Annotated in this window: 19 protein-coding genes and 2 pseudogenes; 15 read left to right on the top strand and 6 right to left on the bottom strand. The window is 55.2% G+C overall.

The genetic code is table 11. The features are described from left to right. Positions 1-245: 245 nt before the first annotated feature. From G583_RS0105105 to G583_RS14470, 6 genes and pseudogenes are all read left to right on the top strand, one after another. A complete protein-coding gene (locus G583_RS0105105) occupies positions 246-2,135 on the top strand; it encodes an HNH endonuclease signature motif containing protein (RefSeq protein ID WP_022870113.1) in 1,890 nt (629 codons plus the stop codon). Between the two features lie 199 nt (positions 2,136-2,334). Next, positions 2,335-2,784 (top strand): urease accessory protein UreE, encoded by a 450-nt coding sequence (locus G583_RS0105100; protein WP_029629279.1) that lies wholly within the window; start codon positions 2,335-2,337, stop codon positions 2,782-2,784. Further along, complete coding sequence (locus tag G583_RS0105095) at positions 2,753-3,457, top strand: urease accessory protein UreF (protein WP_156832051.1); 705 nt, start codon at positions 2,753-2,755, stop codon at positions 3,455-3,457. Before G583_RS0105100 ends, G583_RS0105095 begins: the two co-directional genes overlap by 32 nt. Positions 3,458-3,463: 6 nt before the next feature. Continuing rightward, positions 3,464-4,162 (top strand): urease subunit gamma, encoded by a 699-nt coding sequence (locus tag G583_RS0105090; RefSeq protein WP_022870110.1) that lies wholly within the window; start codon positions 3,464-3,466, stop codon positions 4,160-4,162. Between the two features lie 11 nt (positions 4,163-4,173). Beyond that, positions 4,174-4,932 (top strand): amidohydrolase family protein, encoded by a 759-nt coding sequence (locus G583_RS14475; RefSeq protein ID WP_245540576.1) that lies wholly within the window; start codon positions 4,174-4,176, stop codon positions 4,930-4,932. A gap of 62 nt (positions 4,933-4,994) precedes the next feature. Next, positions 4,995-6,297: pseudogene (locus G583_RS14470) on the top strand (ISL3 family transposase). A 155-nt stretch (positions 6,298-6,452) separates the two neighbouring features. Here the strand turns inward: G583_RS14470 and G583_RS0105075 are convergent. After that, entirely contained in the window at positions 6,453-7,790 is a 1,338-nt protein-coding gene (locus tag G583_RS0105075; protein WP_022870108.1) for an MFS transporter, read from the bottom strand. Next, positions 7,790-8,854 carry an MBL fold metallo-hydrolase gene (locus G583_RS14465; protein WP_022870107.1) on the bottom strand — a complete coding sequence of 355 codons (1,065 nt, stop codon included), beginning with the start codon at positions 8,852-8,854 and terminating at the stop codon, positions 7,790-7,792. The genes G583_RS0105075 and G583_RS14465 overlap by 1 nt, the downstream gene beginning before the upstream one ends. Before the next feature lie 175 nt (positions 8,855-9,029). Between G583_RS14465 and G583_RS0105065 the strand changes: the two genes are divergently transcribed. The 9 genes from G583_RS0105065 (at position 9,030) to G583_RS14455 (ending at position 16,215) form a co-directional block, all read left to right on the top strand. Continuing rightward, positions 9,030-9,818, top strand: coding sequence for a sulfite exporter TauE/SafE family protein (locus tag G583_RS0105065; protein ID WP_022870106.1), 789 nt, complete (start codon positions 9,030-9,032; stop codon positions 9,816-9,818). A gap of 158 nt (positions 9,819-9,976) precedes the next feature. Continuing rightward, positions 9,977-10,423, top strand: coding sequence for a hypothetical protein (locus G583_RS0105060; RefSeq protein WP_022870105.1), 447 nt, complete (start codon positions 9,977-9,979; stop codon positions 10,421-10,423). Between the two features lie 167 nt (positions 10,424-10,590). Beyond that, positions 10,591-11,076, top strand: coding sequence for a YehR family lipoprotein (locus G583_RS0105055; RefSeq protein ID WP_022870104.1), 486 nt, complete (start codon positions 10,591-10,593; stop codon positions 11,074-11,076). A 357-nt stretch (positions 11,077-11,433) separates the two neighbouring features. After that, positions 11,434-12,126, top strand: a complete 693-nt coding sequence (locus G583_RS0105050) for a hypothetical protein (protein ID WP_022870103.1) — start codon at positions 11,434-11,436, stop codon at positions 12,124-12,126. A 21-nt stretch (positions 12,127-12,147) separates the two neighbouring features. Next, positions 12,148-12,405, top strand: coding sequence for a hypothetical protein (locus G583_RS0105045; RefSeq protein ID WP_022870102.1), 258 nt, complete (start codon positions 12,148-12,150; stop codon positions 12,403-12,405). Between the two features lie 49 nt (positions 12,406-12,454). Beyond that, on the top strand, positions 12,455-14,368 hold the full coding sequence (locus G583_RS0105040; RefSeq protein WP_022870101.1) for a hypothetical protein: 1,914 nt from the start codon (positions 12,455-12,457) through the stop codon (positions 14,366-14,368). Between the two features lie 91 nt (positions 14,369-14,459). Next, positions 14,460-14,840, top strand: a complete 381-nt coding sequence (locus tag G583_RS0105035; RefSeq protein WP_029629276.1) for a LexA family protein — start codon at positions 14,460-14,462, stop codon at positions 14,838-14,840. Continuing rightward, complete coding sequence (locus G583_RS14460; protein ID WP_040894648.1) at positions 14,822-15,292, top strand: Y-family DNA polymerase; 471 nt, start codon at positions 14,822-14,824, stop codon at positions 15,290-15,292. The genes G583_RS0105035 and G583_RS14460 overlap by 19 nt, the downstream gene beginning before the upstream one ends. A gap of 224 nt (positions 15,293-15,516) precedes the next feature. Next, a complete protein-coding gene (locus G583_RS14455; RefSeq protein WP_245540575.1) occupies positions 15,517-16,215 on the top strand; it encodes a DUF4113 domain-containing protein in 699 nt (232 codons plus the stop codon). 175 nt (positions 16,216-16,390) lie between these two features. Here the strand turns inward: G583_RS14455 and G583_RS0105020 are convergent, their stop codons facing one another. From G583_RS0105020 to G583_RS14450, 4 genes and pseudogenes are all read right to left on the bottom strand, one after another. Further along, complete coding sequence (locus G583_RS0105020) at positions 16,391-16,888, bottom strand: GreA/GreB family elongation factor (protein ID WP_029629275.1); 498 nt, start codon at positions 16,886-16,888, stop codon at positions 16,391-16,393. A 194-nt stretch (positions 16,889-17,082) separates the two neighbouring features. Continuing rightward, positions 17,083-17,217, bottom strand: a complete 135-nt coding sequence (locus G583_RS17045; protein ID WP_281162055.1) for a hypothetical protein — start codon at positions 17,215-17,217, stop codon at positions 17,083-17,085. 96 nt (positions 17,218-17,313) lie between these two features. After that, positions 17,314-17,547 (bottom strand): hypothetical protein, encoded by a 234-nt coding sequence (locus tag G583_RS0105010; protein WP_022870098.1) that lies wholly within the window; start codon positions 17,545-17,547, stop codon positions 17,314-17,316. Beyond that, positions 17,548-18,257: pseudogene (locus tag G583_RS14450) on the bottom strand (response regulator transcription factor). It lies immediately after the preceding gene. Between the last annotated feature and the right edge of the window lie 27 nt (positions 18,258-18,284).

The following is an 18,284-nucleotide window of genomic DNA, read 5'->3' as shown; positions in this document are numbered from 1 at the left end:
CACGTTCATGATAACGGCATTAAAGATGTAGTAAAGCATTGAATAAATCCAAAAGAACATCATCAAAAGTCTTGTTATATAGGGCCTGTGCCGGTAGAATGGAGGCACGAATTATCCACCGTTTCTTACTCGCCGGTTCGAGCAACTCCTGCTCAACTCACCAACTCTTTTAACCGCGTATCTAGTCACTTTTTCGTTATCGAGGTTCTTTTTCGTTTGTTGATTCTCATGTGAGGAGGCACTGCATGGACTTGCCGTCATTGCTGCCAAAGTTGGGTGTTCCGGTGCCCACGGACGTTTTGAATCTCGACAAAGTCTCTGACGCGTCTCAGGGTGAACTCTTGCACGCGGGAGTGCAGCTGATCATGATGGCCACCAAAAAGATGGCCAAGCCAGCGTCTTTTCACAACATACCGACATATCGCAGCTCTTCCGGTGGTGACTGGACCGGCTTCCAGCCCAGCCGACAGGCAGCCGCGGAAGATACAGATAAGGCTTGCGGCGAGGAAATGGTAGTGCCGGAGCAGTATTATGACACCGTCCAGGCGCTCGGGTTGATGCTCGGTCATCTAGAAAACTTGACCGATGCTACAAACACGCTTTTTACGGGCTACGTGCGTAAAGCAATGCGGCAGCAGGCCTTATATCTTGGTACGCCAGTAAACGCGGTCCCATTCCGCGACGAAAGCCAATACTTGCGTCAGACCAGGCTTTGGTCAGCCCCAAAAGCCAAGAAGCACGTTGAACGGGTGCCACTTTTGACGTATACGCCCGGTGGCGACCCAAGCAATATGTTCTGCCAACCCACGTATCCAGACATAGCGACTTCTTTTGTGGAAGGGCGGCTACCGGGCGAAATCGCGGACCGATTCGTGAGTATGCACCACAAGCTCGCCGAGTATTCAGAGCAAGTCGGTGAATCAACCGGCTATATGGAGCAAGTTTTACAAGCCTTTCAACCAACCCTCGTGGAAGCCGCCGAGACCTCTACTCCTGAGGCGTTCAATAGTGCTCGGAAAGCGTGGATGGATCAACTTGCACATGCCATTAACGCGGACGGTCCCTCTCCATCCCAAGCGTTACGAAAACCGCCTGATAATGCGATCAAAACCAAAAACCTGCCCGGTGGAGGTGGCAGGATCTGGATGGATGCCACTCCAGAGCTCTTCCACCAATTCAAAAATTTGAGTCTGCACATGCTCAAAGCCAGTGGCGGAGAAGTCAAAATCCCCCAGGATCTGATTGACCTGATCCGACCTGCCGACGCCACTACGGCTACAGAAGACGACGGCCCGCTGCCAGAGAACCTCGATGATCTGCCCACCTTTGATGACTCTGACCGGGTGATGGGTGAGGACGACCAGGGTAAGCCCTACACTGCACAAGAGCTCGATGAGCTAGACCCCTTAACTCCGGGTCAGAAAATTGGCGCTCTCTTGATCGGCATGTTCCGCACCCTGCTACGAATGGACCCCGCCGAGGTAGGAATTAAACGTTCCCACGGCGCCTCCGCCCAATTAGTTATCGTTCAGGATGTGCAGACAGCATACAAGACGCTCGGTGTGCCACCGCTCCCACCAGACGCAAGGCGACCAACCGGCCTCGATGGGTTTGTTCCACCACTCATACGACATCCGAACATTCCAGGAAAACCTGATTCAGTAATGGGCAACACTGCAGAGACGGCAAATGAGCCGTCACGGTCATGGACACCGTTCCGGTCCGAAGCCTTACACACCGGGCCGATTCACCCCGCCGACGCCGAGATCCTGTGTTGCGACAGTGAGCTCGTCGGCCAAATCTGGGATGGCCAAGACACAGTGTTAAACCAAAAGCGCACCCACCGACTTTTCACGCCTACCCAACGGCGTGCCATTCTTGCCCGCGACCGCGGATGCCAAATTCCAGGGTGTACCACCCCGGCCATATTGTCTGATGTCCACCACATCAAAGAATGGTTCGAAGGTGGCAACACCGACGAAGAAAACGCCACCACGATCTGCGGACCACACCACACTGCCATCCATACCGGTGCATGGAGTATCCATCGCATTGATGGCTCTATTTTCTTCAAACCCGCGCCATGGCTCGACCCCTACCAACCACTGCTGCGCAACTTGTACTGGAATAACTGATTCCCGAGCATACGGGCAACGCGCGGGCATATTGCGTGTGACGCTTGAAGTCTTGACCCGAGCAAGGGCTCTTGGGAAGCGGGGACGTATCTTATCTAACTGCAGTGAATTTCGCGATCCTATTCTGGTAATCAAAACGATCGTTTCTTCATAGTTATCAGTGGTGCTCGACATTTCGCTGAACCTGAGGGGGCCCTGCATGGTGACCGTGACATCGGTTGGCAGGACCATGGATCTACATGAGTCCGCTGCCACGGGAAAGAAAATTGATTATCTAGAGATTAGCCCGGAGGACGCGAAAAGACGACGCTTTCGTTCAAAAACTTCCTCCGGTCTCGCACTCAACATGTCTATTAATCGTGATGCTGAGCTTCGAGAAAACTCCGTTCTGCATGAAACTGATGACCTCGTTATCCTCGTGCGAATCAAGAGTCCCTCGAGGCTTGTCCTTGAACCGCATACCACGTTTGCCGGTTTGCAACTGGGCTTTTTGGCAGGACACCTTCACTGGAAAGCAGCAATTGGTGAACAGGCAATCCGTGTCGAAATGGAAACGGACCTAGCGGAGTATCAGGATCGGCTGGATGATTACCTGGACCGCAAGGACTACAAGCTGAGTGTCGAAAGCGATAGCGATGGACAAGATTGAGCTCCAACAGGATCTGCTGACAAGCTTGCGCGTCAGCGACAGCAGCTTTCCTGGAGGAAATTTCGGGTTTTCCAACGGATTAGAAGCAGTACTAAGCGCCGACGAAAACCTAGACCAGGACTCCTTAGCCCGTACAATTTACGACCTACTTGAGAATCGGTGGAAGCCCTCCGATTGTGTTGCGCTGCGACAGTGCTACAGAAATATTGACGACCTAAGCAAGATCGCTCAAGTAGACCAAGAGCTCGATAAGACCGCAACATCGAGCATAGCCCGAGCAGGATCTATCGAGAATGGGCGTGCACTACTCAGTACAGCGGCTACCTTGGGCGATCAACCAGCGAAAGAGTACCTGCGCCTCATTCGAGAAGGGCAAGCCATTGGCCATATACCTATCGCCCAAAGCCTTTACTGGCACCACAACGGCATGAACGAGTCACAAGCTATACATCTGTCCTTGTACTCCACAACTAGCAATTACTGCCAGGTCGCTATCCGTATGGGTGTCGTGGGGGCTATGCAAGCCCAGCGCATTCTGACAAAAATCTTGCACGACTTCTCTGTAACCGAATCCAACGACTTTTGGCTGTCCGCTCCTTCGTCCTTCACCCCATATTCCGATATTGCAACGCTCAAACTGGCTGAGCAAGATCTTCGACTATTTAGGAACTGAAAGAAGATGCTACTAACTCCTACCGAAATGGAACGGCTGACTATATTCACAGCCGCTGAAATCGCCCGACGCCACAAGAAGAAAGGGATGAAGCTAAACCATCCCGAAGCCATCGCTTATATTACTGATGAGCTCCTTGAAGGGGCTCGCGAGGACCGCACTGTTGCCGATCTCATTGGCTGGGGCTCTACCATTCTGACAACCGATGACGTGATGGAAGGGGTCGCGGATCTCATTCCCATCATTCAAGTTGAAGCTATGTTTCCTGATGGAACGAAGCTGGTGACTATTCACGATCCAATCCGACCAGGTGAGCAAGAGCCGACCAAGCAAGCCCGCCAGCCGGGTCGACTCGTGGTTGGCTCAGATGCCGAACTCGTCCTGAATGAAGGACGTCGTGCCGTAACGCTACGGGTAAGGAACTCAGGAGACCGGCCCATCCAGATCGGTTCTCACTACCACTTCTTCGAAACCAACAAAGCACTTGAATTCGACCGAGAAGCTGCATTTGGGCTCCGACTCGATGTTCCTGCAGGTTCCGCTGTACGTTTCGAACCGGGTCAGGAAAAAGAAGTCACGTTGGTTGAGTTCGGCGGGAATAAGTACCTCACGGGCTTGAATGACCTCACACAAGGCGACGTCACTGACTCAAACAAGTCCGCTGCTTTGCAGCGTGCAAGAGAACTAGGGTTCAAGGGGAGCTAATCATGGTGAAAATGTCCCGAAAAGCATACGGAGAGATGTTTGGTCCCACCGAAGGTGACGGATACGAACTCGGAGATACCGGCCTTGTTGCGATTGTTGAAAAAGACTATAACGTGTTGGGCGATGAAAGCCTTCACGGAGGCGGAAAAACACTCCGCGACGGCATGGGGTTGAACTCTCGAACAACCAGCGAAGAGGGCGCGTTAGACATGCTCCTCTCCAACGCCATGATTATTGATGCAGTGCTCGGTGTTGTCAAAGGCGACATCGGCATTAAGGACGGACGAATAGTCGGCATCGGAAAGGGCGGCAACCCAGATATCATGGACGGCGTTGATCCGCGCCTAATCGTTGCGCCGTCTACGACCGTGCGTGACTGTGAAGGCATGGTCGTTACTGCGGGTGGAATTGATGTCCACGTGCATTTCGACAGTGCGCAGCTCGTAGAACACGCCATATCAAGTGGCATAACTACGATGCTTGGTGGATCATTGGGGCCGATCACTGTTGGGATTGATTCTGGAGGTCCTTATAACATCGGGAAAATGCTGCAGGCCGCCTCGGAATGGCCAGTAAACTTCGGATTTTTAGGTCGGGGGAACGCTCACAACCCCGAGACGCTTATTGAACAGATAGATACTGGTGCGCTGGGACTCAAAATCCATGAGGATTGGGGAGCCATGCCATCGGCAATCCGCAACTGTCTTAAGGGGCTCTTCGGAATTTCGGGTGTAGATCAGGTTGAGGAATCTGGTGTGTTGATGGCATAAAAGTGTCGAGGTCTTTCGAAGATGGAAGTGCTGAAACAACTCATCTGAAGAAAGACCTCGACGTGGCCCAGCCTACCTTTTCTGCGCCCGATATTGATGCATTATGCATGCTGGATAACTACGGTGTTTCTGTGACAGGACAACACGTGACCGCCAAACGGATCGTCTTGGAATGTCGGGTGAGGCGGCAAGATAATTTCTGTCATCACTGTGGGGGCCAAGCCCGGGTCCGGGACACGCTGGTGCGCAACGTCACGCATGTACCGATTGGATGGCGCCCAACCCAACTGCATCTACGCTTACGCCGCTATCGGTGTGACGACTGTTGCATTGTGTGGCAGCAAGATACCACCAGCATCGTGGCTCCGGGTGCCAAGTTGTCGTATCCAGCCGCCTTGTGGGCGTTGAAATCCGTGGTGACCGACCGGGTCTCGATTGCCAGAGTGGCAGCCAATCTTGGGGTGTCGTGGCATACCGCCAACGACGCCGTGCTCGATACTGGCCGCAAGTTACTCATCGATGATCCTAACCGGCTGACTGGAGTCCGGGTGCTGGGCGTGGATGAACACGTGTGGCGTCACACCCGGTGGGGCAACCGATATGTCACCGTGGTCATCGACCTAACACCGGTGGCGGACGGCATCGGCCCGGCACGGCTGTTAGATATGGTCCCGGGCCGATCCAAACACCTTCATCACCTGGTTGAACGCGCAGACTTCCGCATTTCGTGGCGGTGTTGAGATCGTAGCTATGGATGGCTTCACCGGGTACAAGACAGCCACCACCGAGACTTTGCCGCATACGACTGCGGTGATGGACCCCTTCCATGTGGTGGCCCTGGCCAGCAAAGCCTTGGATCAGTGTCGCCAACGCATCCAACAAGCCACGCTGGGACATCGCGGCCGCAAGGGCGACCCGCTCTATGGGATCCGCAAAGTGTTGAAAACCGGTAAAGAATATCTCACCCAACGACAACAGACCCGTCTGGCCACCGTATTTGCCAATTCGGACCATGCCCCGGTGCAAGCCACCTATGACATCTACCAGCAGATCGTAGCGGCCTACCGCAACCCGAACCGGACACAACAGCGGTTACGCAAACTCATTGACTCCATCAGCCACGGTATTCCCAACACACTCACCGAACTGCAAACGTTAGGCCGGACCCTGAAACGACGAGCCACCGATATCCTGGCCTACTTCGATCACATCGGCACCAGCAACGGCCCCACCGAAGCCATCAACGGCAGAATCGAACACCTACGCGGCACCGCACTGGGCTTCAGAAACCTCACACACTACATCACCAGAGCACTGCTGGACACCGGCGGATTCAGAATCAAAATACACTCATTTTTACGATGAGCCGGATAAGTCGCTTCTCGTTGTGAACTCTGGGAGTTCCGCGACATCCGAAGTCCCCCAGACTTCGTGAAACGTCTGCGCGTTGGAAAAAAGAAGCCGCTCGGTCAGATGCTGCATAGGCATCCAACCGAGCGGCTAGGTTTATGTACTGCTGTTTAGCGCATGTCACCTTCGAGGTCCGCGGTGCGGCCCTCTTTGACGAACGCGATGGCACCGATGGCAACGAGGAACACGGCGATCCACACGACGGCGATCAACCAGAGAGAGCCACCAGCGAAGGCTACGAGGCTTGAAGCAATCATCGGAGTGAAACCAGCGCCCAGAGTTGAAGATGTCTGGTAAACCAACGACGCACCGGTGTAGCGGATATGAGTCGGGAACATTTCGGCAGCAAACGCACCGAACGGTCCGAAAATCGTGCCCTGCACCAGGCCTTGAGTAATCAGCAGTGCCATGGCAAAGACCCATAGGTTCGTCATATCCAGCATGAACATGACCGGGAACGCCGCAACCGCGCCGATAAGCATCCCGACAATCATCACCGGACGACGACCAAAGCGGTCGGAAAGTTGGGACGCGAACCACACGACAACCACGGTCGATGCGGCACCGAGCGCCTTGACCCACAGGACATGCGTGGAGTCCAGGCCGCTATCGATGACATATGCAATACCCCAGACAGTCATCAAGCCCTGCACTGTGTAGGAGCTCATGCCAGCAATGATGCCCAAAATCAGGTTCTTCGGGTATTTCGAGACCACCTCAAGGAACGGAACTTTGCGTTCGTCCGCTTTATCCTGCAGCTTCTGGAAGACCGGTGACTCGTGGACCTTCATGCGGATAACCAGGCCAATGAGTACCAACACGGCGCTCAACAAGAACGGGACACGCCAGCCCCAGCTAATGAACTGTTCATCCGGCAGCAGGGTGAACACACTCATGACGACGGTGGCCAGTACCGCACCGGCAGGGCCGCCCATGTTCGCGAAACTCGCGGCGAAACCACGACGCTTCTTCGGTGAGTGTTCCAGGGCAATGAGCATAGCTCCGCCCCATTCGCCACCTACGGCAAGACCTTGAATAACACGGAAAACCGTTAGCAGAATTGGTGCCGCAACACCGATCATCGCAGTTGGTGGCAGCAGACCGATCGCGACAGTGGTACCACCCATAAGCATCATTGATGTTACGAGCACACCCTTACGTCCGATCTTGTCACCAAAGTGCCCAAAGACGATGCCACCGATTGGGCGGGCAACGTAACCAACCGCCAAAATGGTGAAGGAGAGGAAGAGGCCAAGACCAGGATCAAGGTCAACGAAATAGACCTGACTGAACACGATAGACGCCGCCGTAGCGAACAAGATGAAGTCGTAGAACTCGATCATCGAACCCAAAAAGCTCGAGGCAAGGATACGACGCATCATCGTCGTGTTGAGTGAATCAGAGAGATCTTCCGAGGAAATCTCTTCAGGTTTCGTGGTCGTAGTCATTAGACACCTACCTTAGTGAGCTGATCAGCGTGCTCGGCATCTTGGCGAGCAAATGAAATGGAATCAAGATCATGAGGGATGAGGAATTCGCCCTCAAACGTTGCCCCGAGTTTTTCCCAACGGTCTAGGGGAGTGTTGCCCGGAACCAAGTGGTGCAGGGCCAAGCGCGAGGCGCCCGCACGCCGGGCCAGTTCGATGGCCTGTTCTGGACTGGTGTGTGACTTGCGGTGATGGTCGATCGACGCTTGTTCGGTGTCGGTCTGACCGCCGCCGTAAGCTGTTTCAACCCAATCAAAATCGATGGCTTCGTGCAGCAATAGATCGGTGCCGGTGGCCAGCGTAACCAGGTTGTCGGTCGCAGTAGTGTCACCTGAAATCGTAACCGAACCTTCGACCGTGTCGAAGCGGAATGCAAATGCCGGGGCGATTGGTGGGTGCTCTACAAGAATAGCGGTGACGGTTACCAGCTCATCGCGGTACACCTCGAACGGCGCCATACCAGCCGGCGTCGGATTGTCATTGGGGTGGTAGCCGATATCGGAAGGAATCTCGATGTCGTTGACGGCAAAGCAATCCAGTGGTGACGGGCGCAGCGCGTCCAGCACGCGGTCGTTGACGTCGGTGGCATAAGCCTGCACGATCGAATTGACCATGCCCGAAATGCCCGGGGTCGGGTTATCCGGGAAGACGGGCTGGGGTGCGACCTTGGCGCGTTCCGAGACCGGTGGCAGCATGCCGCGGTCGCCCGGGCCGTACACCTGAACTGGTTCTTGACCAGTATCGCGAGCGTAGAGCCCCATGAGCAGCAAGCTTGGAAGATCAACGGTGTGGTCGGAGTGCAGGTGGGTAACGAACATGGCGCGCATTTCATTGAAGGGCAGTTCGGCGCGTTCTAGTTGCCGGCCAACACCCAGGCCAGCGTCCACCAGGTAATAGGCATCGCCGATGACGACGGCCGTGGCAATACCGTGGCGGTGCTGTCCGGTTTTTGAAGACCACCAGCGTGGTCCGCCAGCGGTACCCAGGGTCACGACGCGAGGCGTGAGATCTGTTGGTTGTTGCACTGCAACTCCTTACTGCTCCATGTGTGGGCTATGTCATGTGATGTACATCTATGTTCCGGCACCTTGACATAGAAGTAAATCTAAATGTTCCTATCGTTCTCATAAGGTAAACCTATGAGTCGCATGGTGCTAACCTCGTTTTGAGAAGATTTAGCTGCAACTGATCGGAGCGACCTTGGAGACGTCAGCGAAGCCCGCGAGGCGCAACTGGTTTGGACTCGTGTTATTAGGCCTAGCCGTTGGTGTTTCGTCTGGCCTGTTCGGCATTGGCGGCGGCATTATTATCCTGCCGGCACTGGTGTACCTGCTGGGGTATAAGACGCGTATCGCGGTGGGCACCTCACTGCTCGCGGTCGTGCTGCCATCGATTGTCGGGGTGATTAGTTACGCTGCTGAGTCCAACGTCAATCTATTGATGGCTGCGCTGCTCGCCGCTGGCTCGATCTTCGGGGCGCCGATTGGGTCGTGGTTGTTGTCGATCGTTCCGCAGCGTGCGGTGCAATGGGGCTTTATCGCGTTCATGATCCTCGTCATTATTTCGCTATTCGTCGTGGTTCCGTCACGTGACGCCACGGTAGACATCGACATGCTGACCGGCGTCGGATTGGTGGCTCTTGGGCTCTTCACTGGCGTGATGTCCGGACTGTTAGGTATTGGGGGCGGTGTTATCGTCGTGCCATTGCTGGTCGTGCTGTTCGGTGAAAGCGACCTCGTCGCCAAGGGGACGTCGCTGCTGATGGTTATCGCAACCGGCATTGCGGGCACGGTTTCGAACGTCCTGCGCAAGAACGTGGACCCGGCTGGCGCGCTGACGATTGGGCTCAGTGCTGCAATCATGACGCCCCTGGGAGTGTGGGCTGCTCATGCGCTTGCACCAGCCATTGCGAACATGGTGTTTGCGGCGTTTTTGGTTATCGTCATTGCCAGAATGTTGGTTGACGTGTTTTCACGCCGCGCAAAATAGGTATGTGGGGCATCTTGCCTCGTCGCGCAGAGTTTGGGGAGCATTTCGTCCAAGGCGTTGAGTCAGTTATAGGAATTCTGGTGTCAGTGTTTTAGCGTGTACATTGTTGTTCATCTGACGCCAGAATTCGCCCTCGCCGAGGAGATTATCCAAGCTCTATGTTGCTCAAGAATTTTTCGCCTGCCATCGTCGCCGTCGTCGCTGTTTTTGGGCTGAGTGCGTGTGGTTCAGGCGGCGACGTCGGGGTCTCGAGCGACGACGTTTCCGTTGCCGGTACCGATTCGACCGAGGTGACTTGCGAACGATTCAATGAGGTCAACGAAGAATTCAACGACGTCGACCTGCAGTCCATGGAGGCTGACGAGATTGCCTCGCACTTTAGCCAAGGTATAGCTGAGCTTGAAGCCGTGAGTAATGACGCCGAAAATGTTGAGATCGCGCAGTCGATCACGACGATGGCCGATGCGCTGCGTTCCTCCGTCGGGCCTGCAGATGGTGATCTTGATGCAGTTCAAGCGGAATTCCAGGAGCAGCTGCAGGGAGTGGACGTGCAAGATGCCGCTGCTCGTCTGGACGAAACCTGTGATGCGCGGATGAATCTTTAGATCGGCTAGGTCTGATAGCTTTTAAGGGATTTCTTCATATTTGAACGAGTTATGTTGGCAAAATTGGCGGCTTAATTCGGTTAGAATCGAGCCGTTCCGTCTTTAAGGGGCAACATTGTGCTCTTGAAGGCGTTCTCTCTTGTCACGTCATTCGAAGGAAGAATCTCATGAGTTTTGCTCGCCCCAGCGCGAAGAAAATCACCGCACTGGCTGCCTTGCCATTCGCTGCAGCCTTGACGCTGTCAGCCTGCTCGGGTGAAGAAGAAACAGAAACGTCGTTTACCACTAGCCAGAACGGTGTTGAAATGACACTGACCTACACCGCTGTCGGTGATGAAGTTGTCAAGCAGACCACCAGCAACGTTATTGAGTATGAAGCTGCCGGTATCGGTTCCAAGGAAGAGGCGCAGGAACTGCTAGATCCGCTCGTTGAAGAGGGCGCCGACGTTGAAGGCTACGAACAGAACATCGAATACGGCGACAGCTCCGCAACCGAGGAAGTCAGCATTGATTATAAAGTCGCTGATATGAATGAGCTCTCGGAGGTTCCTGGCTTTGAAGCGACGGCTAACATGAACGATGAGGGCGCCTTCATCAGCCTTGAAGAAAGCCGTGAAATGCTCGAGAACCAAGGCTTCACCGAGGTCGAGTAAGCCGTTCGCGCTTGAGTCGCAGTGTTAACAGCTCGAAGAATCCGGCTGCTCCTGGTAGGCGACATTTTTGGAGCTGCCTTACTGGTGCCTATCGGATCAGCCGCATTCTTGGAGGGTCTTCCAACGCACGTCGGAAAGTGCAGCTGTGGTCGGCGATCACCGTAGTGTGACCGACTGGAGCAGGGCCCTGTAAAGTTGATTTATCTCACATGACAAGACTGCTTCAACCTGGATGCTGGGAACCACCGGTGACCCAGGATTGCGGGCGCCTGACGGGTTCATCTGTGGAATCAATCCGTCTTTCGATGAGTAGCGTGCAGCCCAATAGAGTCAACAGTTGAACTAGGTAACAGCTCAATGAATAACCCAGTGCATCTTGGACATGTTCCGGCAGCTACCGCCGGAGCGGCTAGCAGCTCTATCCAGCGTAAGTTGCGCAAGATGAGCGCTCATCCTGAGGATCCTCGCGTCTTCTCACAGGCAAAAATTCTCGTCTCGATCGGGTTGCCCCTGAGTTTGATCATGACCCTGACAATGTATTTCCCGATCACCGAGTATATTGCGGGTCAAGAAGATGATATTTTTTCAGTGATCGTTCCCAGCCTCATTACGCTCATGTGCTATACCTTGTTGGCCCATGGCCTGTTTCGGCGTTTTGGGGTGGATCGCGAGAAGGTGTGGACCCGGTTTGGCACACTGTTTTATCGTCAGATTCGGTTTGAGGACATCACCCACTTTGATGTCGGTGTGGGCCGGTACAAGCTGTACGCCGGTCAGACCAAGGTGAATATAGACTACAACCGGTTTGATTATGCGCTCGTGTATGTACACCTTCTGGAAGAGCTCCAATACCGCCGCTTTAAGCTGCGCGACGTTGACGTCGATGATCCTGATTGGGAAGCAGCCGCCCAACGCTGTCGGAATCTTTTTGCTTCCGACGTCTATAGCGATCACCAAGAATTTTATGACTCGCAGCCCGCAGAGCTCGAGAGACTCCAGGCACTTCTACAACCTCCACAGCGGCCGTTGAATAAGCCGCCGCAGACGTGAAACCAGGGCGGTGGCCTTGCCATGGCCTTTGGTGACACCCGAGGAGAAGAGCCAGAATTGGTATGTGCACCCGAAGGTGAGGCAACTTCAGGATTTGTGGATCACGATCAGGATGATTGCCCCATCACTATTGAGAGCTGGAATGAGTATGCGAATTGGAGCTCTCAACTGCAGCCGGTCAAGATTATCGGACTTTTCGCTACCGTGGCCGGAGTCGGACTCGGAATAGGCGTCGGTATCACGGCGATCGTTCAGAAGGCACGTAAAGGATCCGTCTAACTCGAAGTAACGAACCGTGAGGCGGTGAGGTACTCGTTATGATCGAAAGATGCAGTGGCGCAAGGTTGACGGTTATGACTGGTGCCTGATTGACACCCCCGAAACCGGCCCGTATCTGAACATAACACTGGGCTATGGGCTGGTGCATGAACCGCTCCACGAATACGGCACACTGCAGGTCCTTGCGGGTATGTTGGAACCCGAGCTGGCCAGACCGGTCGAAATAGCGACCGGAAAAGTATCGGTGCCAGAAGTGTCTGTCACCGTTCATTCGGACACGACGACGATTGCGCTTCGTGGCCAGAGTGCGACACTGCGCGCCGCCTGGCAACGTCTGGCTGAAGTCTTCGCTGGACGACAATCACTCGATGTCGCACAACCGCTCATGGTCAATTTGTCGGCAGCCCCACGAGATCTCAGCAGCAGATTCGGTATTTCCTCGTTGACCCTGGCCACCACCCCGGGACTCGACGTCGTGACCACGCGCGATCCCACGACACTACTACAGCGCCTCGACCCGTCGACCGGCAACATTCGCGCCGTGATGTGCACGAACTCCGCAGAACTTATGACAACGCACTTCACGCCGCCACCACGAAGTATGCCGGCGATGCCATCGCAGTACCGCCACCAAGCACGCAATGGTGTGATGGAATTTCCGCCCGGCTACGCCTTGCTTTCTACCGTGGTTCCGAGAACTGCCGACGGCGCCGCAGCTGTCCGGGTACTCGCTGAACAAGCGGCACACCATATTGGCGGTGTGACCCAACACGATCTCGGTGTCAGCGTCGCAATGCTGGGTGTTGGCCCGGATATGCTCGCCACCGTGATGACCAACGATGCCATGCTCGGAGCCCAGCAGCGCTCGCAGGTACAGGCGCTGCTGGCCTCGCGCCCCATCCCTGATCATCGGGTTGCGGCCGGCGTCGAATGGGAGCTCGACAACAGACATCTCAGTGCTGCCCTGGAGCGTCGCGTTCATGGAGTCGACGACGCCCGCCCCAGCCAGGACGGTACCAGGCAAGCACTAGCGCAAGCGCGCACGACTTTGCGATTCTTCACTCAACCACATTCCACAACCCCGGAAGGTTACGATCGAGTTCAACCCGAACTCGCCTCGCCCGACGGACAGTGTTTCCGAGCTCGCTACACCCGTGACAGCCTGACTATCGGCGACGACGTATTGGAATATCGCCGCGGTGACACGAGTGCAAAAACGTCCGAGTACACCCGGGTAGATCTGCAGCACCTCGCTCTCGTCATTGAAGATCCGCGCGGTGGGGTGGTGCTCATTGACGACGAATATCGCCTTGTCGAAATACGCTTTGCCGCCTACCGGAAAGCACAGCGGTTGTGCGAATTGCTGGACCAGCTGAGCGAAGGGATACCACGCATTACCGCCCATAATGCGGTGCTGCCCCGTGCATCTGTCCCGCCCGTTGATGGGCAGCGGCCCGGTGGAGGCGCCACATTGAAAGTGGTATCGGTGTTAGCGGTCGTGGGAATGGCGGTCGCCGTAGCCTCGATGCTGAGTAACTTTGATGCATCCGAGGACGACGTCGATACTGAACCGCACACAGCGGAAACAACGGTTGGCGACACAGCCACCATGTCCACCGGGTCCGACGTCACCGTTCATAGCGTTGGACAATATAATCCGGGGCCAGGCGGACAGTTCCCGACGGATATCGGGCACCATGTTTTGGTGGACATCGAGTATTGTGCGGCAGCAGCTGAACGGCTTGATCCGCAAGACATTCGGTTGTTCGTCGGTGAGCAAAGCATGCCGACCCACACCGTTGATGACGTGGACGACGGTCTTGAGGCACAACGACTTGATCCCGGTGAATGCGGCAGAGGCAACCTCGGTTTCTATACCGAACAAGACCAGTTCGCCGGGGTACAAATGGAGTACACGAGCAATCACAATAGTCTGACCTGGCACGCGGATGAGGTGGGGTAGACCACGCCTGCCGCAGTAGACTAGGTGACCTAGCAAGGGAGACAGCATGAAGGTTGAACGGGTCGCATCGTATGCGCCGAACGGTGCCAGAATGATCCCGGCGGGAGTGGGCCGAGTGCCGGCCGGTTTTCCCTCGCCATCCCAGGACTACTCGGACACCAAAATTGATCTGACCCAAATGCTGATCCGCGACGAGCTGTCCACGTTTATCGTGCGGGTTTCCGGCGACTCGATGGAGGACGCCGGTATTTTCGATGGCGATGAATTGATTGTTGACCGGTCCATTGAACCCCATGACGGACACGTCGTCGTAGCAATAGTCGACGGCGACATGACGGTCAAACGACTCCGTGTCACCTCCAACGGCGTCGTCCTCCAGGCCGAAAATACCGAATACCCGGACGTCGAGGTGGCCGAGCTCTCCGATTTGATGATCTGGGGTGTTGCCACAACGTGTCTGCACCACCTCTAACTGACGACTACATCGCCCTGGTTGACGTCAACTCGTTTTACGTGTCGGCAGAACGCGTTTTCGACCCGAGACTGATTGACCGTCCCGTAGTCGTGCTGTCGAATAACGACGGCTGTTGTGTGGCCATGAGCCGGGAAGCCAAGGACCTCGGCATCCCGTTCGGGTACCCGTGGTTCAAACTGCAAGCCAGCGCTGACAAACTCGGACTCGCCGCCCGTTCCAGCAACTACGAGCTCTACGGTGAAATGTCGGCGCGCGTCATGGGATTGCTGTCGCGAATGTCGATGTGGACCGAGGTCTATTCGATCGACGAAGCGTTCCTCGGATTGCGTGGCACCCTTGACGAGGTACACGCTGCCGGCGAGCACATCAAGCGCGAAATCTTACGACTCACCGGACTACCGGTTTGTGTGGGTATCGCCAAGACTACCGGTATAGCCGAGTATTCGTGAGTAGCTTATCCGACCAGGCACGGGATGATCCAAGCATGACTATTGGCAACATACACTACCGCTACAAGAAGATCCGCCACATACTTACGCCGAAGCCAAACATCTAACAAGGACCCTACTACCAGGCAGTCGATGCTCTTGGGGGAGTGTTCGTCTGGGAGCGAGTACCCCCACGAGTCCTAGCCCGACTGCCAGTCATTGAAGTCTGAGGGATCGGCCCTCGGGTGACGAAACGACTCCACGGCATGGGCATTTTTACCGTGCGAGAGTTCCGCAATGCGGACCCGGTATTGATCCGAAACGAGTTCTCGATTGTGCAAATGCGAACCCTGCTGGAATTGCGCGGCACCGCCTGTATCCCGTTGGAAGAAGAACGCGAAATCAAAGATCAGCTCATTTACTCGCGCAGCTTTGCCGAACCCGTCACCGACCGCGACGGCATGGAACAAGTGCTGAGTATCTATGCGCAAATGGCCTCCACACGCTTACACCGTCACGACCGGGAAGCCAAAGTGCTCACCGCTTGGGCCATGACCAGTTATTTCAACGGAGACCAGTCCCACCAGCCTGCCGCCACTGTTGCCCTTCCCGGCCACAGCGCGGACCCCGTAGTGCTCACCAAGGCCGCAAAACAACTCCTACCCAAAATCCGACCCGGCACCCGCTGCGCCCGAGCTGGCATCGTCGTCGCCGAACTACGCCCCGTTGGGGCGCAGCCGATATTTGAAGAATTTGTGTCACCGCATGAGGCCAAACAGATCGGCCCACTCTTGGAGCAGATCAAACATGAATACGGTCCCGCTGCTATCGGCTTAGGCCGTGCCGGACTGCGTGAGGGTCCCGCATGGCAGATGCGCCGCACCATGATGTCACCCCGATACACCACCCACTGGAACGAACTACTAACCGTCAAAGCCGCCTAAGCATTCTTTGCCGCTAATCGTACATTTACCGATATATTCATGGAGTTGGTGGGCCGAACGTACCTGCATCATCAGCGGTAAGGTCCGCGTTGATATCGAGTTTGACTCCGGCTTTCACGAGGCGTGACCTCAACGAGACTCTTGACTCCCACTCGTTGAGGACTTACACAGTCCTTTAGCCTTTATATGGTGTGACGGAACTGATGTGGACTTCGACATCCCGACCATTAGGGGCGGTATAGGTAACGGTGTCTCCGGTGCTGGCCCCGTGGATGGCTGCACCTAGAGGCGAACTTTCAGAAAACACTTCCAGATCATCTTGTCCATCAACGATGTGGCGATCACCCAACAGAAACTGGAGCTCGTCACCGTTGACGGTGGCAGTGATAATCATCCCCGTCGTGACGATACCGTCGTCGGCAGGCACCTCGCCGACGTGAGCAGCGCCTAATAATTCTGTGAGCTCAAGGATGCGGCCTTCGTTTTTGGATCGTTCCTCTGCAACCGCGTCGAACGCTCCATTCTCGCTGACAGCACCTTCTGCACGGGCCGCCTCAAGGCGATGAGTGATCTCTTTTCGTCCCGGCCCGCTGAGGTGTTCTAACTCTTTGGCCAGTCGATCATAAGCTGTTCGGGTCAACCAAGGCCCGGATGTGCTTTTGCTTGTGGGCATCATATGTCTCCTCCATCGTCATACAGAAGCCTTAGTAACAGAAGCCTTAGTAAAGGCTCTTCCTACCTCATATGAACGATGTCAGTACAAGGCTATGATTTATTTGCACTATCGTACCGGCCCACGCCGACTTGGCCTAGAGACTGCTAGCGGTCTCCACAGGGGCAGGTACTTCAGGTTGCTTGACGGTGGATTTATCTGTTTTTAATATGATAACCATCCTCTTGATGGGCAATCATATCCATCACAATTGCAAGCTCGGACACTACAAACGCGCCAGAACTGTGTGCGACGGCATCCTGGGCGTTGAGTCGTTGAATACCGGACACATTGGAACTCTCGAAATAAATCCGAGAGCCCAGGTTGCCCTCGCTATCTAGGACTCACCATGGAATCGCATGATGGGCTGCTGAAAGCTGCTGGTGTCATACGGGCCTGCAGCTCCCAGGGGCGTCAGGAATCTCGACACGTTGTGCCGGTTCGTGAAGATCTTTATCAATCTGGCGAATGCATTTTTGCCGGTACAACGTGACCCTCAAAATCGCTGTGGTGGCCACGGTCAGCGCCATGAGCACCTGATGATGAACGCCAGCTGGGTGCGCAACGACGTAGCCTGCCAGCAGCGGGTTACGTCGTTGCAGCGGCTTAGTGTGGGCCATTTAGCGCTTGTCCTGGGTTCTCAACAAATACCCGACGCCGCGTTTGGTGTAAATCATCTTCGGACGGTCTTCAACTTCGATTTTGCGGCGCAGATAGGGGATATAGGATTCGACAATGGATGTATCCCCCTTTGAAATCGTATTCCCACACGTGGTCCAAGATCTGTGCTTTGGAAAGCACTCGGTTGGGGTTTTTCATCAGATACCGCAACAGTTTGGATTCGGTGGGGGGACAGGTCAACGACTTCACCACCGCGACGGACCTCGTGGGCGTCGTCGTCGAGTTCGAGATCATCGACCACTAAGGTCACATCAACATCGTCTGCTGGTGCCGTCCGACGCAGCAACGCACGAATTCGGGCGACGACTTCATCGAGACTAAAGGGCTTGGTGACGTAGTCGTCACCACCAACGGTCAGGCCGGTGACTTTGTCTTCGGTGTCGTCACGGGCGGTCAAAAAGACGACCGGGAAAAATGTCCCGAGGCGCGGAGTTTCCGGGTGACGGTGAACCCGTCTATATCGGGCAGCATGACGTCGAGTACCGCCAGGTCTGGATTATGGGTTTCGGCGGCTTTGAGTGCTTCACCGCCCATTGGCCGCGGCGATTACTTCGAAACCAGCAAAACGCAGTGAGGTGGAAAGCAGTTCGCGAATGTTGGGTTCGTCATCAACGACCAGGAGCTTTGCTTCAAACTTTTGCGACGCCATGGGTCTATTTTAGAAACCTCAACTTGA

This window comes from Yaniella halotolerans DSM 15476 (assembly GCF_000420805.1).
In the GTDB taxonomy this organism is placed as follows: Bacteria; Actinomycetota; Actinomycetes; order Actinomycetales; family Micrococcaceae; genus Yaniella; species Yaniella halotolerans.
Note: the sequence above shows the minus strand (reverse complement) of the source record. Positions and strands in the feature narration are given on the sequence as shown.

Bases quoted from the DNA above. Each gene is read 5' to 3' on its own strand.
- G583_RS0105105 (WP_022870113.1), top strand. From the start codon at position 246: ATGGACTTGCCGTCATTGCTGCCAAAGTTGGGTGTTCCGGTGCCCACG.
- G583_RS0105100 (WP_029629279.1), top strand. From the start codon at position 2,335: ATGGTGACCGTGACATCGGTTGGCAGGACCATGGATCTACATGAGTCC.
- G583_RS0105090 (WP_022870110.1), top strand. From the start codon at position 3,464: ATGCTACTAACTCCTACCGAAATGGAACGGCTGACTATATTCACAGCC.
- G583_RS14475 (WP_245540576.1), top strand. From the start codon at position 4,174: ATGTCCCGAAAAGCATACGGAGAGATGTTTGGTCCCACCGAAGGTGAC.
- G583_RS0105075 (WP_022870108.1), bottom strand. From the start codon at position 7,790: ATGACTACGACCACGAAACCTGAAGAGATTTCCTCGGAAGATCTCTCT.
- G583_RS0105060 (WP_022870105.1), top strand. From the start codon at position 9,977: ATGTTGCTCAAGAATTTTTCGCCTGCCATCGTCGCCGTCGTCGCTGTT.
- G583_RS0105055 (WP_022870104.1), top strand. From the start codon at position 10,591: ATGAGTTTTGCTCGCCCCAGCGCGAAGAAAATCACCGCACTGGCTGCC.
- G583_RS0105050 (WP_022870103.1), top strand. From the start codon at position 11,434: ATGAATAACCCAGTGCATCTTGGACATGTTCCGGCAGCTACCGCCGGA.
- G583_RS0105045 (WP_022870102.1), top strand. From the start codon at position 12,148: ATGGCCTTTGGTGACACCCGAGGAGAAGAGCCAGAATTGGTATGTGCA.
- G583_RS0105040 (WP_022870101.1), top strand. From the start codon at position 12,455: ATGCAGTGGCGCAAGGTTGACGGTTATGACTGGTGCCTGATTGACACC.
- G583_RS0105035 (WP_029629276.1), top strand. From the start codon at position 14,460: ATGATCCCGGCGGGAGTGGGCCGAGTGCCGGCCGGTTTTCCCTCGCCA.
- G583_RS0105020 (WP_029629275.1), bottom strand. From the start codon at position 16,888: ATGCCCACAAGCAAAAGCACATCCGGGCCTTGGTTGACCCGAACAGCT.
- G583_RS0105010 (WP_022870098.1), bottom strand. From the start codon at position 17,547: ATGGCCCACACTAAGCCGCTGCAACGACGTAACCCGCTGCTGGCAGGC.